General features: G+C 49.7%; 18 protein-coding genes and 1 pseudogene. 16 read left to right on the forward strand and 3 right to left on the reverse strand.

The features are described from left to right. Positions 1 to 7 precede the first annotated feature (7 nt). The 6 genes from PJDR2_RS11775 to spo0A all read left to right on the forward strand — a co-directional run bounded on the left by PJDR2_RS11775 (position 8) and on the right by spo0A (position 6285). Positions 8 to 844: a TlyA family RNA methyltransferase gene (locus PJDR2_RS11775; RefSeq protein ID WP_015843913.1), complete on the forward strand. Its 837-nt coding sequence runs from the start codon at positions 8 to 10 to the stop codon at positions 842 to 844. A gap of 247 nt (positions 845 to 1091) precedes the next feature. Beyond that, a complete protein-coding gene (locus PJDR2_RS11780; RefSeq protein ID WP_015843914.1) occupies positions 1092 to 1550 on the forward strand; it encodes a hypothetical protein in 459 nt (152 codons plus the stop codon). Positions 1551 to 1570: 20 nt separating this feature from the next. After that, the gene (gene ahrC, locus PJDR2_RS11785; RefSeq protein ID WP_015843915.1) at positions 1571 to 2023 is read left to right on the forward strand and encodes a transcriptional regulator AhrC/ArgR; all 453 of its coding nucleotides are present in this window, start codon (positions 1571 to 1573) and stop codon (positions 2021 to 2023) included. Positions 2024 to 2045: 22 nt separating this feature from the next. Beyond that, the gene (gene recN / locus PJDR2_RS11790) at positions 2046 to 3755 is read left to right on the forward strand and encodes a DNA repair protein RecN (protein WP_015843916.1); all 1710 of its coding nucleotides are present in this window, start codon (positions 2046 to 2048) and stop codon (positions 3753 to 3755) included. Between the two features lie 122 nt (positions 3756 to 3877). Then, complete coding sequence (spoIVB, locus tag PJDR2_RS11795) at positions 3878 to 5203, forward strand: SpoIVB peptidase (protein ID WP_015843917.1); 1326 nt, start codon at positions 3878 to 3880, stop codon at positions 5201 to 5203. 263 nt (positions 5204 to 5466) lie between these two features. Beyond that, positions 5467 to 6285, forward strand: coding sequence for a sporulation transcription factor Spo0A (spo0A, locus tag PJDR2_RS11800; RefSeq protein WP_015843918.1), 819 nt, complete (start codon positions 5467 to 5469; stop codon positions 6283 to 6285). Between the two features lie 117 nt (positions 6286 to 6402). On the opposite strand, the gene PJDR2_RS11805 is transcribed toward spo0A, so the two are convergent. Beyond that, on the reverse strand, positions 6403 to 6696 hold the full coding sequence (locus PJDR2_RS11805) for a DUF2627 domain-containing protein (protein ID WP_015843919.1): 294 nt from the start codon (positions 6694 to 6696) through the stop codon (positions 6403 to 6405). A 203-nt stretch (positions 6697 to 6899) separates the two neighbouring features. Here PJDR2_RS11805 and lpdA point away from each other — a divergent pair, with 203 nt between their 5' ends. From lpdA to PJDR2_RS11835, 6 genes and pseudogenes are all read left to right on the forward strand, one after another. Continuing rightward, entirely contained in the window at positions 6900 to 8327 is a 1428-nt protein-coding gene (gene lpdA / locus PJDR2_RS11810) for a dihydrolipoyl dehydrogenase (RefSeq protein ID WP_015843920.1), read from the forward strand. A gap of 95 nt (positions 8328 to 8422) precedes the next feature. Continuing rightward, on the forward strand, positions 8423 to 9436 hold the full coding sequence (locus PJDR2_RS11815; protein WP_015843921.1) for a thiamine pyrophosphate-dependent dehydrogenase E1 component subunit alpha: 1014 nt from the start codon (positions 8423 to 8425) through the stop codon (positions 9434 to 9436). Between the two features lies 1 nt (position 9437). Next, entirely contained in the window at positions 9438 to 10421 is a 984-nt protein-coding gene (locus PJDR2_RS11820; RefSeq protein ID WP_015843922.1) for an alpha-ketoacid dehydrogenase subunit beta, read from the forward strand. A gap of 37 nt (positions 10422 to 10458) precedes the next feature. Then, a pseudogene (locus PJDR2_RS11825) lies at positions 10459 to 11770 on the forward strand (dihydrolipoamide acetyltransferase family protein). A gap of 21 nt (positions 11771 to 11791) precedes the next feature. Then, positions 11792 to 12511 (forward strand): lipoyl(octanoyl) transferase LipB, encoded by a 720-nt coding sequence (gene lipB, locus PJDR2_RS11830; protein ID WP_015843923.1) that lies wholly within the window; start codon positions 11792 to 11794, stop codon positions 12509 to 12511. 180 nt (positions 12512 to 12691) lie between these two features. After that, positions 12692 to 13819, forward strand: coding sequence for a M20/M25/M40 family metallo-hydrolase (locus tag PJDR2_RS11835; protein ID WP_015843924.1), 1128 nt, complete (start codon positions 12692 to 12694; stop codon positions 13817 to 13819). 42 nt (positions 13820 to 13861) lie between these two features. On the opposite strand, the gene mciZ is transcribed toward PJDR2_RS11835, so the two are convergent. Beyond that, positions 13862 to 13993 (reverse strand): Z-ring formation inhibitor MciZ, encoded by a 132-nt coding sequence (gene mciZ, locus PJDR2_RS32455; protein WP_015843925.1) that lies wholly within the window; start codon positions 13991 to 13993, stop codon positions 13862 to 13864. A gap of 100 nt (positions 13994 to 14093) precedes the next feature. Between mciZ and PJDR2_RS11840 the strand changes: the two genes are divergently transcribed. The 3 genes from PJDR2_RS11840 to PJDR2_RS11850 all read left to right on the forward strand — a co-directional run bounded on the left by PJDR2_RS11840 (position 14094) and on the right by PJDR2_RS11850 (position 15934). Next, a complete protein-coding gene (locus PJDR2_RS11840; RefSeq protein ID WP_015843926.1) occupies positions 14094 to 14651 on the forward strand; it encodes an NUDIX domain-containing protein in 558 nt (185 codons plus the stop codon). Between the two features lie 87 nt (positions 14652 to 14738). Continuing rightward, complete coding sequence (spoIIM, locus tag PJDR2_RS11845) at positions 14739 to 15383, forward strand: stage II sporulation protein M (protein WP_015843927.1); 645 nt, start codon at positions 14739 to 14741, stop codon at positions 15381 to 15383. 92 nt (positions 15384 to 15475) lie between these two features. Next, positions 15476 to 15934, forward strand: a complete 459-nt coding sequence (locus tag PJDR2_RS11850) for a Fur family transcriptional regulator (RefSeq protein WP_015843928.1) — start codon at positions 15476 to 15478, stop codon at positions 15932 to 15934. A 69-nt stretch (positions 15935 to 16003) separates the two neighbouring features. Here PJDR2_RS11850 and PJDR2_RS11855 read toward each other — a convergent pair whose 3' ends face one another. Further along, positions 16004 to 16831 carry a S8 family peptidase gene (locus PJDR2_RS11855; RefSeq protein ID WP_190276191.1) on the reverse strand — a complete coding sequence of 276 codons (828 nt, stop codon included), beginning with the start codon at positions 16829 to 16831 and terminating at the stop codon, positions 16004 to 16006. Positions 16832 to 17365: 534 nt separating this feature from the next. On the opposite strand from PJDR2_RS11855, the gene ald reads away from it, so the two are divergent. Beyond that, a complete protein-coding gene (gene ald / locus PJDR2_RS11860) occupies positions 17366 to 18508 on the forward strand; it encodes an alanine dehydrogenase (protein WP_015843930.1) in 1143 nt (380 codons plus the stop codon). The last annotated feature ends 7 nt before the right edge of the window (positions 18509 to 18515 follow it).

The raw sequence follows: 18515 nt of genomic DNA on the forward strand, positions 1-18515 counted from the left end.
GAGAACCATGACGACAACACCTAAGGAAAGAATAGATGTATTGCTTGTGGAACGCGGGTTCTACGAGAGCAGGGAAAAAGCGAAGGCGGCTGTCATGGCCGGTCTGGTGCTGGTGAATAACGAGCCGGTAGACAAAGGCGGCATGAAGGTCCCGCGGGAAGCCGAGATCAAAGTGAAAGGCGCCATCCATCCTTATGTCAGCCGCGGCGGGCTTAAGCTGGAAAAGGCGATCCGTTCCTTCGATATCGACCTGAGCGGTAGGGTTATGCTGGACATCGGCGCCTCTACCGGCGGATTTACCGATTGTGCCTTGCAGCATGGCGCTTCGTTCGTATATGCCATTGACGTTGGCTATAACCAACTGGATTGGTCGCTCAGGCAGGATGAGCGGGTTCGCGTTATGGAGCGTACCAACTTCCGTTATGCGCAGCCAGCCGATCTGAACGGTCCTCCGCCTACCTTTGCCTCCATAGACGTATCCTTTATATCGCTCAAGCTGATTCTGCCGGCACTCAGCGGTCTGCTTAGCGTAGGCTCGGGAATCGTTGCCCTTATTAAGCCCCAATTCGAGGCGGGGCGTGAGAAGGTAGGCAAATCGGGCGTTGTCCGTGAGCCGAGCGTTCATAAGGAAGTGCTCGAGACGGTTCTGAAGACTGCATCAGAGCTTGGCTACAAGCTGCAAAACCTCACGTTCTCGCCGATTACGGGCGGAGAGGGCAACATCGAGTTTCTCGCCTACTGGACATGGGAGAATGAGCCGAACGGGTCAACCCATGACGAGGAAGCCATCAAGGACGTTGTCCGTCAGGCTGGCGAGACATTTACCGTAAAACAGAAACATTAACCGTAGCAGCCGTGTACTGCACAACAGGCGTTATCGCCCGTATAGGTGCAATGCATAAACAAGGGAATGCTTCGACCGTTTATAAAAGCGGCCAGCGTTCCCTTTTGTTTTCCCTCTTTACAAACATGTGTTCGATTTGCTAAACTGAAAGCAACCAAACATGCGTTCGTCCGTTTGTTTTGAGAGGAAAATGCTCCCTTCATCACGAACCAATTAAGATAGGTTCTTAAGGAATGGAGGGCTGCGTATGGGAATGTACGGTGACTGGTTTATAATGCTGGTCGCTGGCGCGTTTTTGTTATTCTGGGCGTACCGGGGCTTCTACCGCTGGCTTCACCAGCCTGCGAGCGTCAATCGATTGACGCTTGGCAAAGGCGGTGAACTTGCTAAAGACGACGAGAATATTCAATTCCTGGAACGTTCGGGATACGAAGTTGTTTCCGGTAAGCACAGGGTTCCGATCGGAATCGAATTGGACGGACAATCACTTAACAGCCGATTGTACATTGATTATATTGCCGAACAAGATGGCAAAATGTATATTGTAAAAGCTGCCCGAGAACGTATGCCGATGGATTGGACAGGCAGCGGCGTTCGAGACCGTCTGCTTGTTTATTCCCTCCTGTTGCCTGAATGTGCGGGAGTATTGTTCGTAGACGTGAAGGAGCAGATCATTCGGCGAATTATTTTTGACATAAGCGACTAGCATGTTTGGGGAGGAAAGTTATGAAGGGCATCAGACAGTACAAAATCAAAGAATTAATTACGAAAAATACGATCGAAACGCAAGAGGAACTGGTGGACGCCCTTAGGGATGCTGGACTTCAGGTTACTCAAGCTACCGTATCCAGAGATATGAAAGAGCTTATGCTTATTAAAGTACCCGCTGGCGATGGACGTTATAAATATTCGCTGCCACAGGATCAGCAGCGCCAGAATCCGATCAATAAGCTGAAGCGGGCGCTTATCGATCATTTCACCCATATCGACTTTACCGAGAATCTGGTGGTTATGAAATGCTTGCCGGGCACAGCCAATGCGATTGGCGCGCTGATTGACAACATGGAATGGCCAGAGGTTATGGGTACGATATGCGGCGATGATACGATTCTTATCATTTGCAGAACGAAGGAGAAGAGCGGCGAGCTTGTCGAGAAGCTGCTCGACCTTCTGAATTAAACATTGTTGGAGGTCATTGGCCATGCTGCGCGAGCTATCCATTCGGAATTTAGCCGTTATTGAGGAAGTAAACGTTTCGTTTCATCATGGATTTCATGTATTAACAGGTGAGACAGGTGCAGGGAAATCAATTCTAATTGACGCACTTAGCTTAATTGTTGGTGGACGGGGCTCCGCAGATATGGTCAGGTATGGCTGTGATAAAGCCGAGATGGAGGCAATGTTCGATTTGCCGTCTCAACATCCGGTATGGGCGGTAATGGAGCGGCTTGGGGTACAGGCTCCAAGAGAAGAGATGCTTGTTATTAGACGAGAGCTGACTGCTCATGGCAAGAGCAGCAGCCGTGTTAACGGCCAGCTTGTCACGATGACGATGCTGAGGGAGATCGGTGAATGCCTCGTTAATATCCATGGCCAGCATGAGCATCAATCGCTCTTGCGCACCGAACAGCATCTGGAATGGCTGGACTTGTTCGCGGGCGATCTGCTGATTGAGCGGAAGACCGCCTACAAAGCTGTGTACCAGCAGCTTCAGCAAGCCCGTTCATCCGTTCGCGAGCTTGAAGAGACAACCCGCCATAATGTTCAGATGCTGGATTTGTACCGCTACCAGATCGAAGAGATCACAAATGCCAACCTGAAGGACGGCGAGGATGAGCATTTATTGGAGGAACGCCGCAAGCTGCAGTATGCAGGCAAACGGATGGACTCTGTATCCGAAGCATACGCCTTGCTGTATAACGGTAAAGGGCTCGATGCTATCAGCAAGGCGATCAGCAAGCTGACCGATATCCAGTCTTATGATCCTGCAGTGCTGACACCTATGCTTGAACAACTTCAGTCTGCTTATTATCAAGCCGAGGATGCGGTATTTCAGCTTCGCGATTACCGTGACAGCATTGATTCTGATCCTGGGCAGCTGTCCGTTATTGAAGACAGGCTGGATTTGATCAATGGACTGAAGCGCAAATACGGAGAGACGATTCCGGATATTCTTCAATATTTGGATCGCATTACGGAAGAGCGTGACAAAATTGAAAACCGCGATGAGTATTTGGATAAGCTGCGCAAGGATGAACTGCGGCTGTATTTGCAGGCACATGAATTAGCGCAGGAGCTGTCCGAGCTTCGTTCCCATGCATCCGAACGTCTCGCGGCCGCAATCGAGCTTGAGCTTAAGCAGCTTCAAATGGGCAATACGATTTTCCGGGTACAGTTGGATCATCCGACAGCGAGTGAAACGTCTGAGATGGCGGCTCTAAACGCTAACGGTATAGATGAAGCGATCTTTATGCTGTCGACGAATCCGGGCGAGCCGCTCAAACCGCTTAATAAAATTGCTTCCGGCGGTGAAATGTCCCGAATTATGCTTGCGCTTAAAGCAATCTTTGCCGAGATTGATCAGGTGCCTGTTCTGGTCTTTGATGAAGTGGATACTGGCGTCAGCGGCAGAGCAGCACAGGCCATTGCCGAGAAAATGTCGCAGTTGTCGTCCAAATGCCAGATCTTCTCGATTACGCATCTGCCTCAAGTTGCTTGTATGGCTGATCACCATTACGAAATTAAGAAGCATATTATTGAACAACGTACTTCCACAAATGTCACGAAGCTGGTGGAGCACTCGCGTATTGAAGAACTTGCCCGCATGTTGGGCGGCGTTGAAGTAACGGAAAAAACCCGCCATCATGCTCAAGAAATGCTTGTTTTGGCGGATCGGCAGAAGGGAGCCTAAAGGAAGGTATTCAGGGAATGTTTTGTGGTCATAAAACAAACAGTGCGGGGTAACTTAAAGGTACGCCAATGGCGAAACGACCTTTCTCGTCATGCGATGGAATAACAGGGAGCGTGAAATCATTGAACTCCAGCCCAAGGAAGAAATGGTTTGGCCTAGTTCTCGTTATCTGCGTCTGCATGATCGGACTCTCCGCGCCGTTTCAACATTTTGCCGCATTCCCGAATGAACTTCGTTTATTCTCCGGCCAACTGAAACGATTACAATATGGAGTTCCCGTACATGCAGAAGTTACCGTGGATCCACGAATGCTTCAAATTAATGGCTCAACCCGTCAGTCATTATCAGTCAATTTGAATGACCCGATTTCGTTACAGCCTCATCAGAGCGGTCAGACGAGCATGAAAGTGAAATTATTTGGTAAAATTCCGTTCAAGACCGTCAAAGTTAATGTCGTGCCTGATTTAAGGGTCATTCCAGGCGGTCAGACAATTGGCGTGAAAGTGAAATCGGCCGGTATTCTTGTGGTTGGCCATCATCAAGTTCGGGCAAGTAACGGAACAAAGGAGTCGCCTGGTGAAAAAGCGGGTCTCCGCTTAGGTGATCTAATTATTAGGATCGATGGGCACAATATTAACGAAGTCAGCAAGGTAGCTAATCTGGTGGAGCAAGCAGGCAGGGAGCAGCGTCCGCTCGCAATTACTTACAAACGCAATGGTACCATTGGAGAAACGAAGCTGTATCCGATCCGAGATGCGGAAGAGCGCAATTGGAAGCTTGGTCTTTATATTCGCGATTCAGCAGCCGGTGTTGGTACATTAACGTTTTATGCTCCTGATCAAGGTGTTTACGGTGCTCTTGGTCATGTCATCACCGATATGGATACTCAAACGCCGATTGAAGTTGGCGAGGGGCAGATTTTGCAGTCCAGCGTGACGTCCATTAACAAGAGCCAAACGGGAGAGCCGGGTGAGAAACGTGCCCATTTTGTCAAGGAAGGCAAGATCTTAGGGAATATCGAACGCAACACGCCATTCGGTATTTTTGGCAAAATGGGCGAAAACCCGAATCATAGCTTTAGCGATAAAGCGATTCCTGTAACGTTCGCCGAAGAAGTTAAAGAAGGTCCGGCTCAAATTTTGACTGTTGTTAACGGGCAGAAGGTGGAGCGGTTTGATATCGAGATCGCTCATGTTACGAAACAGCCTGCGCCAGCAACCAAAGGGATGGTAATCAAGATTACCGATAAACGCCTTCTTGATAAAACGGGAGGTATCGTTCAAGGGATGTCGGGTTCGCCGATTATCCAGAACGGGAAGCTGGTTGGAGCCGTTACACATGTTTTTGTTAACGATCCTGCTTCGGGCTACGGCTGCTTTATCGAATGGATGCTGCAGGATGCTGGGGTCTTGACGAGAGAGAAATCGACGCTAGGTACAGCTGCATAACCAATAAAATAACCGCTGATTGGGCTTGTTAACCCCTTCAGCGGTTTCTTCATGGAGACGTCTACGATTGGTTAGATTTGTCGAAAATTTACGAACAGCATCATAAATTGTAATAAATTATTTATTATAACGAAAAAGATTAAAAAATCAAAGGAAAAAAATTTTCGACAGAAGGAATTTAAACCGGCATGTCGAAAACTTTATTCCAAGACAACTAGGGAAAGGTAATCGCGAGTGAATATCATTTAAGGGAGGACCAGACCTTGCACAAGATCGAAGTATTGCTGGCAGATGACAATCGTGAATTCACCAATTTATTATCCGAATACATATCGGAACAAAATGATATGAACGTAAGCGGAGTGGCTTATAACGGTGAAGAGGTATTGACTTATTTCGAAGAAGGCAGAAAAGTACCTGATGTTCTAATCCTTGATATTATAATGCCTCACCTGGACGGCCTAGGCGTACTGGAACGAATTAAAGAATTAAATATTGCGCCAATGCCTAAAATCATCATGTTGACTGCATTTGGTCAAGAAAACATCACCCAAAAAGCCGTTCAGCTTGGCGCCTCTTATTATATTTTGAAACCGTTCGATATGGAGATACTTGCAAATCGGATTCGTCAATTGGTTGGCAATTCCACGTTTGCTTCCTCGGCATCGTTTAGCAGTTCTGCCGCAACAACAACGGTCAAATCAAATGTCGTGCCACTTGCCAAAGGCAAAAATCTCGACGCCAACATTACAAGCATTATTCATGAAATTGGAGTTCCTGCCCACATCAAAGGTTATCAGTACTTGCGCGAAGCGATTACGATGGTGTACAACAACATTGAAATTTTGGGTGCTATTACAAAAACATTGTATCCTGCTATTGCAGAAAAGTTCAAAACAACGCCATCCCGCGTTGAGCGTGCCATTCGCCACGCTATTGAGGTAGCATGGACACGCGGCAATATTGACAGCATCTCACACCTGTTCGGCTATACAATCAATATCAGTAAATCCAAGCCGACCAACTCCGAATTTATTGCGATGGTAGCTGATAAGCTCCGGATCGAACACAAAGTAAGCTAAAGAATAAAACCGCTATTTATTATTGGTTCTGCCCAATATGAAGGCGGTTTTTCTTTTCAGGGAAAAAAAACACCCCGCAGTACTCTAGGAGTAGCAGCGGGGTGTTTTATGTTTCGTTTATGCTTGCGGTTTAGGCGGTCTAGGTCGTTTTGGACGGAATCTTGGGGCTACGTAATTGCGTTTGCGGTCGCGGAAGAAAATCCAGCCGCCAATAAAACCAACGCCAATCGCAAAGAGTACAAGTCCAAATAAAAAGCTCAGCCAAGCGAAATCAGGCTTGATGGCATCGTTTCCAAAATCCGAGAAGTAATTAAATATGGCATTTTTCATCTTAAGAAAACCGATACAAGCGGCAATACCGGGTATGACGAGCAGCAGTACGGCAACTAGACGGGCAGCAACTAATCTCATATGTATGATGTTCTCCTTGTAACCGTTATTAAACATTCCTTCCTATGATACCTTTTTCTGCTGGCAGTGTCTATTTCGGAAATTTAACGATGTAAATCGATTTGAAAAAAGGTACAATAGGACGAGTGGTAATAAAGAATTGTCACAAATCACCTACACATAATCGACTTATTAGGCAACAATTTTTTAGGAGGGAATACATAATGACAATCCAAGTGGATGTAGCTGTGCTTGGCGGTGGCCCGGGCGGATATACAGCGGCGATACGAGCTGCTCAGCTGGGCAAAAGCGTAGCTATCGTGGAGCTCGATAAGTTGGGCGGCACTTGCTTACATAGAGGATGTATACCAAGCAAATCGCTGCTTCGCAGTGCGGAGGTTTACGCGACATTGCTTGAAGCAGATAAATACGGAGTTTCGGTTACGGAGGGCGCTCTGTCACTGGATTTCAATAAGGTTCAGGACCGCAAAGAAAAGACGGTTGAACAATTGCATCGCGGCCTTAAAGGCTTGATGAAGAAGTATGATATTCAAATTATCAACGGTAAAGGCCGCGTTATCGGTCCGTCTATTTTTTCGCCGCGCAGCGGTTCATTAGCCGTTGAACTGGCTGACGGAGAGATGGAATCGGTCGTTTCGACGAACCTGATTATCGCAACAGGCTCTCGCCCTCGTCATCTGCCGGGGCTAAAACCGGACGGCGTGCATATCTTGTCCAGCGACGATGCTCTTCAGCTCGAGAAGTTGCCGGAATCGATATTAATCGTTGGCGGCGGTGTTATCGGAGTGGAATGGGCCTCAATGCTGCAGGATTTTGGCGTTCAGGTAACCTTGGTAGAGGTTGGCGCAAGGCTTCTTCCGGGTGAAGATGCGGAAGTGTCGGCTGAGCTGACGAGACTGCTTCGCCGCCGCGGCGTTCGGGTACTCACGAATGTACAGCTCAAAACCGAAGAGCTCTCGATTAACGGAGATGAGGTATCCATTACAGCAGAAACTTCCGAAGGGAATATTCTGCTTACAGCCAGCAAGGTTCTTCTGTCTGTTGGTCGTCAGGCGAACATCGAAAACATCGGTCTTGAGAATACGGATATTCAAACCAAAAACGGCGTTATTTACGTCAACGAGTTTGGGCAAACAACCGAGCCGCATATTTATGCGATTGGCGATGTCATTGGTGGCGTACAGCTTGCGCATGCGGCATCCCATGAAGGCGTAGCAGCAGCCGAGCATATTGCTGGTCACAAGAAAGCCGCGGTTGATCCCAATCTTATCCCGCGCTGCATCTATTCCCGCCCGGAAGTGGCGTCTTACGGTCTGACCGAAGATGGAGCCAGGTCGAAAGGGCATGATATTAAGACCGGTAAAATTCCTTTCGCCGCCATTGGCAAAGCTCTAGTACTTGGAGAGGCAGACGGATTTGTTAAGGTGATTGCCGACCGAAAGACCAATGACATTATTGGCGTCCATATGATTGGTCCGCATGCGACGGATCTGATTTCGGAGGCTTCGCTTGCCGGTTTGCTAAATGCAACGCCTTGGGAAGTAGGTCAGCTTATTCATCCGCATCCAACCTTATCCGAAGCTCTTGGGGAAGCTATGCTTGCCATTGACGGCAAATCTCTCGCTCTCTAGCGAAGGATTTTCTTTTTCGACCGAATGCGGTTATAATAGGTAATATCAAGTCTTAGTACCTGGTTTTAAAATCAGGTTAAAGGAGGCATAACCTCATGAGTCAATCAACCGAACAAACCTTTCGTCATAACGAATTAGGCTTGTCTAACGAACAGGCTGTTGAAATGTACGCAATGATGATGCTCGCCCGTAAATTCGACGAGCGCAACTTGCTGCTGCAAAGAGCGGGTAAGATTAATTTTCACGTCTCCGGCATCGGCCAGGAGGTTGCGCAAGTTGCAGCTGCCTTTGCGCTCGACCGGGAGAATGATTATTTCCTGCCTTATTATCGCGATTATGGATTTGTCCTTGCCGTCGGCATGACGGTAAAAGAATTAATGCTGTCTGTTTTTGCGAAAGCAGAAGACCCGAACAGCGGAGGCCGTCAAATGCCTGGCCACTTCGGAAGCAAGCGCCTCCGGATCGTGACGGGCTCCAGCCCGGTTACCACGCAGGTGCCGCATGCGGTTGGTATTGCTTTGGCCGCAAAAATGAAAAATAAACCGATCGTCAGCTTTGTAACCTTCGGAGAAGGCTCGAGCAACCAGGGCGATTTCCATGAAGGTTGTAACTTTGCCGGAGTACATAAACTCCCGGTCATCTTGATGTGCGAAAACAACCAGTATGCGATCTCGGTGCCGGTGCACAAGCAGCTTGGCGGAAGAGTAGCTGACCGGGCCCTTGGTTATGGCTTCCCTGGTTATCAGGTTGACGGCAATGATGCTCTTGAAGTATTCCGGGTGGTGAAGGAAGCTCGCGAACGCGCGATCGCCGGCGAAGGCCCAACACTGATTGAAGCGATGATGTACCGTTTGTCCCCGCACTCTACTTCCGATAATGATCTTGCTTACCGCACGAAGGAAGAAGTAGATGAGAACCGGTCGAAGGACGGCATCCCGAAATATAAAACTTATCTGGAAGAATGCGGCCTCTGGAATGAAGAGCTCGAGGCTGAGCTTCTAGCGCGTATCCGCAAAATGGTCGATGAAGCAACGGAATATGGCGATAACGCGCCATTCGCGGCGCCGGAATCCGTACTGTTGCACGTGTATGCGGAGGAGGAACGCTAAGATGGCAAAAATGGATTATATCGATGCGATTCGGTTGGCAATGAAAGAAGAGATGGAGCGCGACGACGACGTTTTCGTGCTTGGGGAAGACGTTGGCGTAAAGGGCGGCGTATTCACGACGACTAAAGGGCTGCTTGAGCAATTTGGCGAGATGCGCGCTCTTGATACGCCTCTTGCCGAGTCCGCTATTGCTGGAGTTGCTATTGGCGCAGCCATGTACGGCATGAAGCCGATTGCGGAAATGCAGTATTCGGATTTCATGTTCCCGGCGACTAACCAAATTATAAGCGAAGCGGCAAAAATCCGTTACCGCTCCAATAACGACTGGAGTTGTCCGCTTGTAATCCGTGCGCCAATCGGCGGCGGTATTTTTGGCGGCTTGTATCACTCCCAATGCCCGGAATCGGTATTTTTCGGAACGCCCGGCATCAAGATTGTAGCGCCCTATACCGCTTATGACGCAAAAGGTCTACTAAAAGCAGCAGTCCGGGATCCTGATCCGGTCATTTTCTTCGAAAATAAAAAATGCTACAAGCTTATAAACGGCGATGTGCCAGAGGATGATTATGTTGTTGAGATCGGGAAAGCCAATGTGCTTCGCGAAGGCGACGACATTACCGTTATTGGCTACAGCATGCCTCTAATGTTTGTTGAACAGGCAGCTGCGGAGCTTGCGCAAGAAGGCATTAGCACTCATATTCTTGACCTTAGAACGCTGCAGCCGCTCGACAAGGAAGCGATTCTTGCGGCAGTGCGCAAAACAGGCAAAGTATTGATTATTCATGAAGACAATAAGACTGGCGGCGTAGGTGCGGAAGTATCGGCTATTATTGCGGAAGAGCTGCTGTATGAGCTGGATGCTCCTATCCAAAGACTTTGTGGTCCGGATGTGCCGGCAATGCCGATTAACCCGCCGGGCGAGAAGTTCTTCTTGCTCAATAAAGACAAAGTAAAAGAAGCAATGCGCAATTTGGCGCTATACTAAGCGACAAGTACGTGTCAGGTAGGGAGATGGATAATTAATGAAATCGGTGAAGGAGATCGTCATTCCTCAGTTAGCGGAATCACTGGTCTCGGCGACTATTGATAAATGGCTGAAGCAGCCGGGTGACCGGATTGAGATGTATGAACCGATCTGTGAGCTTATCACGGATAAAGTAAAGTGCGGAACTGCCGTCCACAATTGCCGGTACGCTGGTCGAGATTCTGGTAGGCAATGGCGAGACAGTACCGGTCGGAACTCCGGTGTGCCGTGTCGAGACTGAAGTAGCCTCATCCTCATCGGAAGCCGCGGTAACTACGGAAACAACAAAAGCTGCCGTAAACACGGAATCGGCGGATGAAGGCGACAAGTCGATGCGCAACCGCTTCTCGCCGGCTGTTCAGCAGCTTGCGGCTGAACATGGCATCCGTCTGGCTGATGTGCCGGGAACGGGACTTGGCGGAAGAATTACGCGGAAGGATATCTTGGCTTATGTAGCTTCCGGTGCGGGACAAGCGCCTGCAACTGCTGCAGCCAAGCCGTTCACGCCTCCGCCTAGCACAACCGTATCGGAAGTGCGTTCATCCGGTCTGCATTTAACGGAGACGCCTCGCACGCCTACCGTACCTAGTCAAAGCACCTCGATACCGGGCCGCGGGGAGGACTTCATCGATGTATCGCCGATCCGGAGCGCAATCGCCCGCAATACGATGCTAAGCGTGAATGAAATTCCGCATGGCTGGATGATGATTGAAGTCGACGTTACCAATCTGGTTCAGCTCCGCAACAAGGTGAAGGATGAATTCATGAAGCGCGAAGGCATTAATCTGACGTATCTGGCCTTTGTTTTGAAGGCTGTCGTTAATGCTTTGAAAGACTTCCCGATTATGAATTCGATGTGGGCAGTCGATAAAATTATCGTGAAGCGGGATATTAATATCTCCCTGGCAGTCGGAACGGAAGAGTCCGTCGCGACACCGGTTATCAAAAATGCCGATCATAAGACGATAGCCGGCCTTGCGCGGGAAATCGATGATTTGGCACGCCGCGGACGCGAAGGGAAACTGACTCTCAGCGATATGCAAGGCGGTACCTTTACCGTCAACAATACGGGCTCCTTTGGTTCGATTATCACGAACCCGATTATTAACTATCCGCAGGCTGCTATTCTGACCTTTGAATCGATTGTGAAGCGTCCTGTTGTAATTAACGACATGATTGCGATCCGTTCGATGGCGAATATGTGCTTGTCGCTTGACCACCGCGTACTGGATGGCGTTATCTGCGGCCGCTTCCTGCAGCGCGTTAAAGATAATTTGGAAGGCTTTAACGTAGATACGAAATTGTACTAGAAGAAACGGGGTAATCCGAGCATGACTGACACGGCATCTAAACACGTGGAGCGGCAATTGGAGGCCCGATATATACCAATGATCGGTTATGCGGAAGCTTGGGAGACGCAGAAATCGATCGTGCGGCAGATCAGCCAGGAGGAGCGTCAGGAGACGCTTCTCCTTCTTCAGCATCCGCCTACTTATACGCTTGGCACAGACCGACATCACGAGCATCTGCTGCTTAGCGAGGATGAGCTGAACGAGCGCGGAATATCGGTCTTCGAAATCGACCGCGGCGGGGACATTACTTACCATGGGCCAGGGCAATTAGTCGGTTATCCGATGCTGTTCCTGCCTATGGAAGGATTGGATCTTCATGCGTACCTGCGCAATGTAGAGCAGGCTATAATTAATTGGCTGGCCGAATATGGTATAGAAGCGGGAAGAAAGCCGGAATATACTGGGGTATGGGTTGGAAATGAGAAAATCGCCGCAATCGGCGTGAAATTCAATCGTGCCCGTGATCGCGGCGGTTTTGTAACAAGCCATGGCTTTGCCTTGAATATCGAGGCGGGAATAGGCAACGAGGGCTTCAGCGGCATTGTTCCATGCGGCATTCAGGAGTATGGGGTAACATCCTTTAACGATTTGTCCGGCGTAACGCTTTCCGTCGAAGAGGCAGCGCGGCAGCTGCTGCCGCATTTCTGCCGGGTATTCGGGTTTGCGGTTCCCAATCTGCTAGAGCAGCGAGCTGAGTGAAGCAACAAGCGTCGTAATGACAAGGGCAGCAACAACAAGAATAGCAACTAGACGAATAAGTTTTTGCATCTTCAAGGGTAAAAACTCCTTTCTTTTTGGAAAACTCCAACCGGGGCTTTTCGGATAATAAAACAAGCTCCCGTCTATTGTAATCGAAAACAGAGAGCGGAGGAAATAGTTATGGTTAATCAGGAACGAATCGTCAGCGAGTTTATTGAACTCGTCAAGGTAGACAGCGAGACCAGATTCGAGCAGGAGATCAGCAAAGTGCTGAAGGCTAAATTTTCGGAGCTTGGTTTGTCCATTGAGGAAGATGATGCAATGGAAAAAACGGGGCATGGCGCAAACAATTTGTTCGCTTTGCTGGAAGGTACAGGGGGAGTAAACGCACCTACGATTTTGTTCACTTCCCATATGGATACCGTAGCGCCGGGTAACGGCATCAAGCCGCAAATTGACAGTGACGGTTACATACGAAGCGATGGCACAACGATACTCGGCAGCGACGATAAAGCAGGGCTTGCCGCTATGCTGGAAGCTATACGCGTGCTTAAGGAAAACAACATTCCCCATGGACCGATCCAATTCGTCATTACAGTCGGGGAAGAATCCGGACTCCTAGGCGCACGGAATATGGATGCCTCCAAGTTGAAAGCATCGTTTGGCTATGCGATTGATTCCAATGGTTCCATTGGGGATATGGCCGTAGCGGCGCCTACCCAAGCGAAAATCATCATGAAGCTGCATGGCAAATCGGCGCATGCAGGCGTTAACCCGGAAGACGGCATAAGCGCCATTCAAGTTGCCTCAAAAGCGATATCCCGTATGCCGCTTGGGCGTATCGACAAAGAAACAACGGCTAATATCGGCAGCTTTGAGGGAGGCGGCGCAACCAATGTCGTCTGTGATTTCGTGAAGCTGGTAGCGGAAGCCCGCAGTATCGTGCAGGAGAAGCTGGACCGTCAGGTGGATGCCATGCGCGAGGCGCTGGAGAGTGCGGCGGAGGAGTTTGGTGCAAGAGCGGAATTTGAAAGCCAATTGATCTACCCGGCTTATGTCCATGACGATAACTCACATGTCGTCCAGTTGGCCAAATCCGCAGCGACGGCAATTGGACTTACGCCGCGCACTTTCCATTCAGGTGGCGGCAGCGATGCTAATATTTTCAATGGTCTCGGCGTGCCTACCGTCAATCTGGCAGTTGGTTATGAGCATATTCATACAACGAAGGAACAGATCAAGGTTGTTGACCTTGTGAAAATTACAGAATTCGTTATCGAGATCATCAAACAAGCCGCAAAAGCGTAAACATCTAGGGAAAGACGGCTTGTCCAAGGCAGGATAAGCCGATTATTTCGTTTTTTGCGGGGAGAGCAGTTTTTGAAGCGGGATATCCATCCGGGAGAGCTTGCGGAGCTGGCTTTGAATTTCCCAAGCTTTGCCGACAAGTCTCAGTTCATTATGCGTTAGGTATTGTTTCATCCTTCACACGCTCCTTGTGTATGTCTTATATGCAATGGATATGTAAAAAGAGGACAAGTTATTCCGTATTTCATCATTCGAAGAACAGGGGAGATTCTGGATGAGTCAGAACAACGAACTTTGGCGGGAAGAAACAATCAGCACGCAACCTATTTTTGAGGGGAAAATGATTACGCTCCAGGTCGATACCGTTGCGATGCCGGATGGCCGTACTGCTACGCGCGAGATTGTAAAGCATCCGGGTGCGGCTGCCGTTATGGCGCTGCTTGACGGTAAGCTGCTTGTGGTCGAACAGTTCCGCAAGCCGCTGGAGAAGTTCCAGATCGAAATTCCCGCCGGCAAGCTGGATGCCGGAGAAGATCCGATGGAGGCCGCGGCACGCGAGCTGGAAGAAGAGACCGGCTACCGTTCGGACAGCCTGAAGCTTGTCAGCGGCTTTTTCACATCGCCCGGCTTTGCCGACGAGAAGCTGTATCTGTATTTCGCGGAAAATGTTACGGTTGGCACGCAGCATACGGATGAGGATGAGTATCTGCAGGTAGAAGCGATTACGCTGGAGCAGGCGGAGGCTTATATTGCGGAAGGCCGGATCAGCGACGCAAAGACGATACTGGCCGTGTACGCATGGAAGCTTTATCAGCTAACGGGTACGATCTAAAACTTGTCCCGACCTCTCTCTTGGACGTCATACGGTGAATAAAGGGGACATACACTTTTATCACAGGACAAGAAGGGAGAGTGTTCCATGCGTTCGCCAGCTTTTCAAGACGCGGTGAAAAACCAGCTGACCTTGTATGTATTTGTCGCCGTATTGTTTGTTGTAGGAGCCATATTCGGCGGGCTGATGGTCAACGCTTTGACATTGGAGCAGCAGCAGGATTTGGCGGCGGATGTGAATCAATATATCAGGCTGGTGAATGACGGCGTAACGCCGGATGCGGCGCAGTCGTTCTGGGACAGCTTTATCTTTCATGGCAAATGGCTGTTTTTGTTATGGTTTTTAGGCATATCGGTTGTGGGGATTCCGTTTGTGCTGGCGCTGGATTTTCTAAAAGGAGCGCTGGTCGGCTTTGCGGTAGGATCCTTAATCTCCCAGCATGCCTGGAAGGGCGTGATGTTCTCGCTAGCCTCCGTTGCTCCGCCGAATCTGATCGTAGTGCCAGCCATTATGATAACCAGCGTTGCGGCCATTACCTTTTCGACCTATGTCATTAAAAATCGACTGCTCCAGCAAAAAGGGACTTTGGCCCCGCAAATCGCGGCGTTTACGTCTACGGCATTGCTTATGCTGCTGCTTTTAGCGGGAGCATCCCTACTGGAAGCGTATCTTTCGCCTTATTTCATGCAGTGGGCGGCTCCTTATTTGACCGGGGCTGCAACAGCCGTCTAACGGCAAAATGTTTGACTTTAGGAATAGTTAACCCCTATAATGAAAGCAAACGTTTCCTGATGTTGGCGCAGACATGTGGTAGGGGGGAAATCATGGAAGCCCGGATTGAAAAGATAAAACAACAGTTGCAGTCTCAGGGCTACAAACTAACCCCGCAGCGTGAAGCAACCGTTCGTGTATTGCTTGAGAATGAAGAGGATCACTTAAGCGCCGAGGATGTATTCATGCTCGTAAAGGACAAGGCCCCGGAAATCGGACTCGCTACGGTATACCGTACGCTTGAATTGCTGAGCGAAATGCATGTAGTCGAGAAACTTAACTTTGGTGACGGAGTTGCCCGCTATGACCTTCGTACGGATAGCAGCAAGCACCACCATCATCATCTGATTTGCGTACAGTGCGGCGCAATGGACGAGATTAAGGAAGATTGGCTTCTTCCGCTGGAGGAACGGCTAGAGCAAGAATACGGCTTTACCGTTATCGACCATCGTCTCGACTTCCAAGGCGTATGTCACCGTTGCAACGCGAATAATGACAAATCAAATGAATAAACGGCTTTGCTGCCCAGCGTAACTGGACGGCAAAGCCGTTTTGGCGTTTTTAGGACGGTCTGGTTATAGTTATATACGATCCAGCTGCAGGAGGCCTGCTCCCTGTTCGTTCTCGGTCACGGACGGCAGCGGGAGCGCCCAGCTCTTAAGCTGCTCCGTCACCTGGGTTGGGCTTAGTCGCGCCTGTCTGGATAACAAGAGGGCAACTCCGCCGGCAGCATGCGGGGAGGACATACTAGTACCGGACAACGTCATATATCCGCCATTCAGCCAAGTGGACTTAATCTGCTCGCCCGGCGCAGCCAGGTCGATGCCCGTACCGCGGCTGCTAAAGCCAGTTACTTTATCCGACATATCGGTAGCGGCAACAGCCATCACTTCGGGGAAAGAAGCAGGGGCGTCAATCATTCCGTTATCCTCGGTACCGGAGTTGCCCGCAGAGGCAACAATAACAATACCCTGATTATAGGCTTTTGCGATAACATCGCTTAACGCGCGGCTGACGGATGAACCAACAAGGCCAAAGCTCATGTTGATGACATCCATCTTATTGCGGATGCACCAGTCTACGCCGGCAATGATGCTGGAGACGTATCCGCCGCCCCGGCTATCCAAGGCTTTAATGGCATAAAGCTCGACATCGGGGGCTACCCCTTTTATCCCGTCCAAGCCTTTGGCTGCTGTTATTCCGGCGACATGGGTGCCATGGCCGTTATCATCCGCATAGCTGCCGCCCCGAATCGTGTTAACTCCTCCGGCAATTTGCAGATTAGGATGCGCTGCAATCCCTGTATCAATAATGGCGACTTTTATCTTTCCGCCGGTAGTCCGAGGCCATGCTTCGTGGACTTTGACGCGGCATATATTCCATGCCAGCTCAGGTGGGCATGCCGCCATTGCATGGACCTTTTTGCTTCTCCCTGATGCCTTATACTTCCTGAAGAGATGTACCCGGATCCGGACATCGCTCTCGACCCTTTTTACTTCCGGATGTCTAGCAATAGGTTTCCAAGGGCGGCGCTTGTCGAAATGGCAGCCGATCGTTCGGAGGGCCGGCATCCGTTTGTAAGGCTTTAACCCTTTAATACGGAGCTTTCTGAGACATTTTTTATATGATCGGCCCGTTTTAAAAGTAATCAGTTTGCGAACGGTATTTCTGGAAGGGACACGCTTAGAGCTAGTGAACAGCAGCTTTTCCAGCTTTGGCATATACATTCTCCTATTCGTCCTATATAAAGATCGTCAAAGCCAATGAAAATGTGCTGGTTCAGTGTATGGATAGCCAGCCGCGTTCGTTATGGACATCTGTACGGAATAACAGCACATATTTTTTGATCGGGCTGGAAAAGGTACGCTTATGGGCTAACATTTGTCCTTAAAGTTTCATACAACATAGTAGATAGTGCGCCACATTCCAGGAGGGGGAAGCTAATGATTATCGGCGTTCCGAAGGAAATTAAATCGAGCGAGTACCGTGTTGCGCTTACCCCGGCTGGCGTAACCATGCTGAAGGCGGCAGGCCATAAGGTGATTGTGGAGACGAAAGCCGGCGAAGGAAGCGGATTTGAGGATCGGGATTACGAGTTGGAAGGTGCGGAGATTCGAGCAAACGCATCGGAGGTATGGAGAGAAGCGGATATGATCATGAAGGTCAAGGAGCCGCTTAAGGAAGAATACGCCTTTTTCCGCGAAGGACTGATATTGTTTACGTATTTGCATCTTGCCGCAGCTCCCGAGCTTACCCGGGCTTTAATGGACAGCGGGGTAACGGGGATTGCTTACGAGACGATCCAACTCTCAAACGGAAGTCTGCCTTTATTAACGCCTATGAGCGAAGTGGCGGGGCGCATGGCCGTTCAGGTGGGATCGCAATTTCTTGAAGCGTTTAACGGTGGCAGAGGTGTGTTATTGGGAGGGGTTCCCGGGGTACCGCCAGCTGACGTCGTGATTATCGGCGGTGGAATCGTAGGAACCAACGCAGCGAAGATAGCATTAGGCATGGGCGCTAACGTTGTTATTTTGGAAAAAAGCACAGACCGCATGAGATACTTGGATGATGTGTTTGGAGGACGGCTTCGGACGGTCATGTCGAGTCCCTACAATATTGCGGAAGCTGTCGCAAAAGCGGATTTACTGATTGGAGCGGTCTTGATACCGGGAGCGAAAGCGCCGCATCTGGTTACGGAAACGATGGTGCAATCCATGAAAAAGGGCTCGGTTATTGTCGATGTGGCGGTTGACCAAGGCGGGTCGATTGCAACCGTTGACCGGCCAACCACGCACAAGGATCCCATTTATATCAAGCATGGCGTGGTGCATTATGCGGTCGCCAATATTCCGGGTGCCGTTCCGCGTACGTCCACCTTTGCGTTAACGAATGTTACGATGCCGTATGCGCTTGATCTTGCGAGTCGAGGATGGGAGGCGATTACAGGCAGCGTGCCTCTGCAGAAAGGCGTCAATACTCACCGGGGCACCGTCACTTATGAGCCGGTCGCAGCGGCGTCAGGACTCCCTTACACTCCTCTGCAACGCTGGCTGGACAGCATCGCTTTCGACAAGTTGGAGCCTTAATTTTAGG

Origin of the sequence: Paenibacillus sp. JDR-2, assembly GCF_000023585.1 — a bacterium.
GTDB lineage: Bacteria > Bacillota > Bacilli > Paenibacillales > Paenibacillaceae > Pristimantibacillus.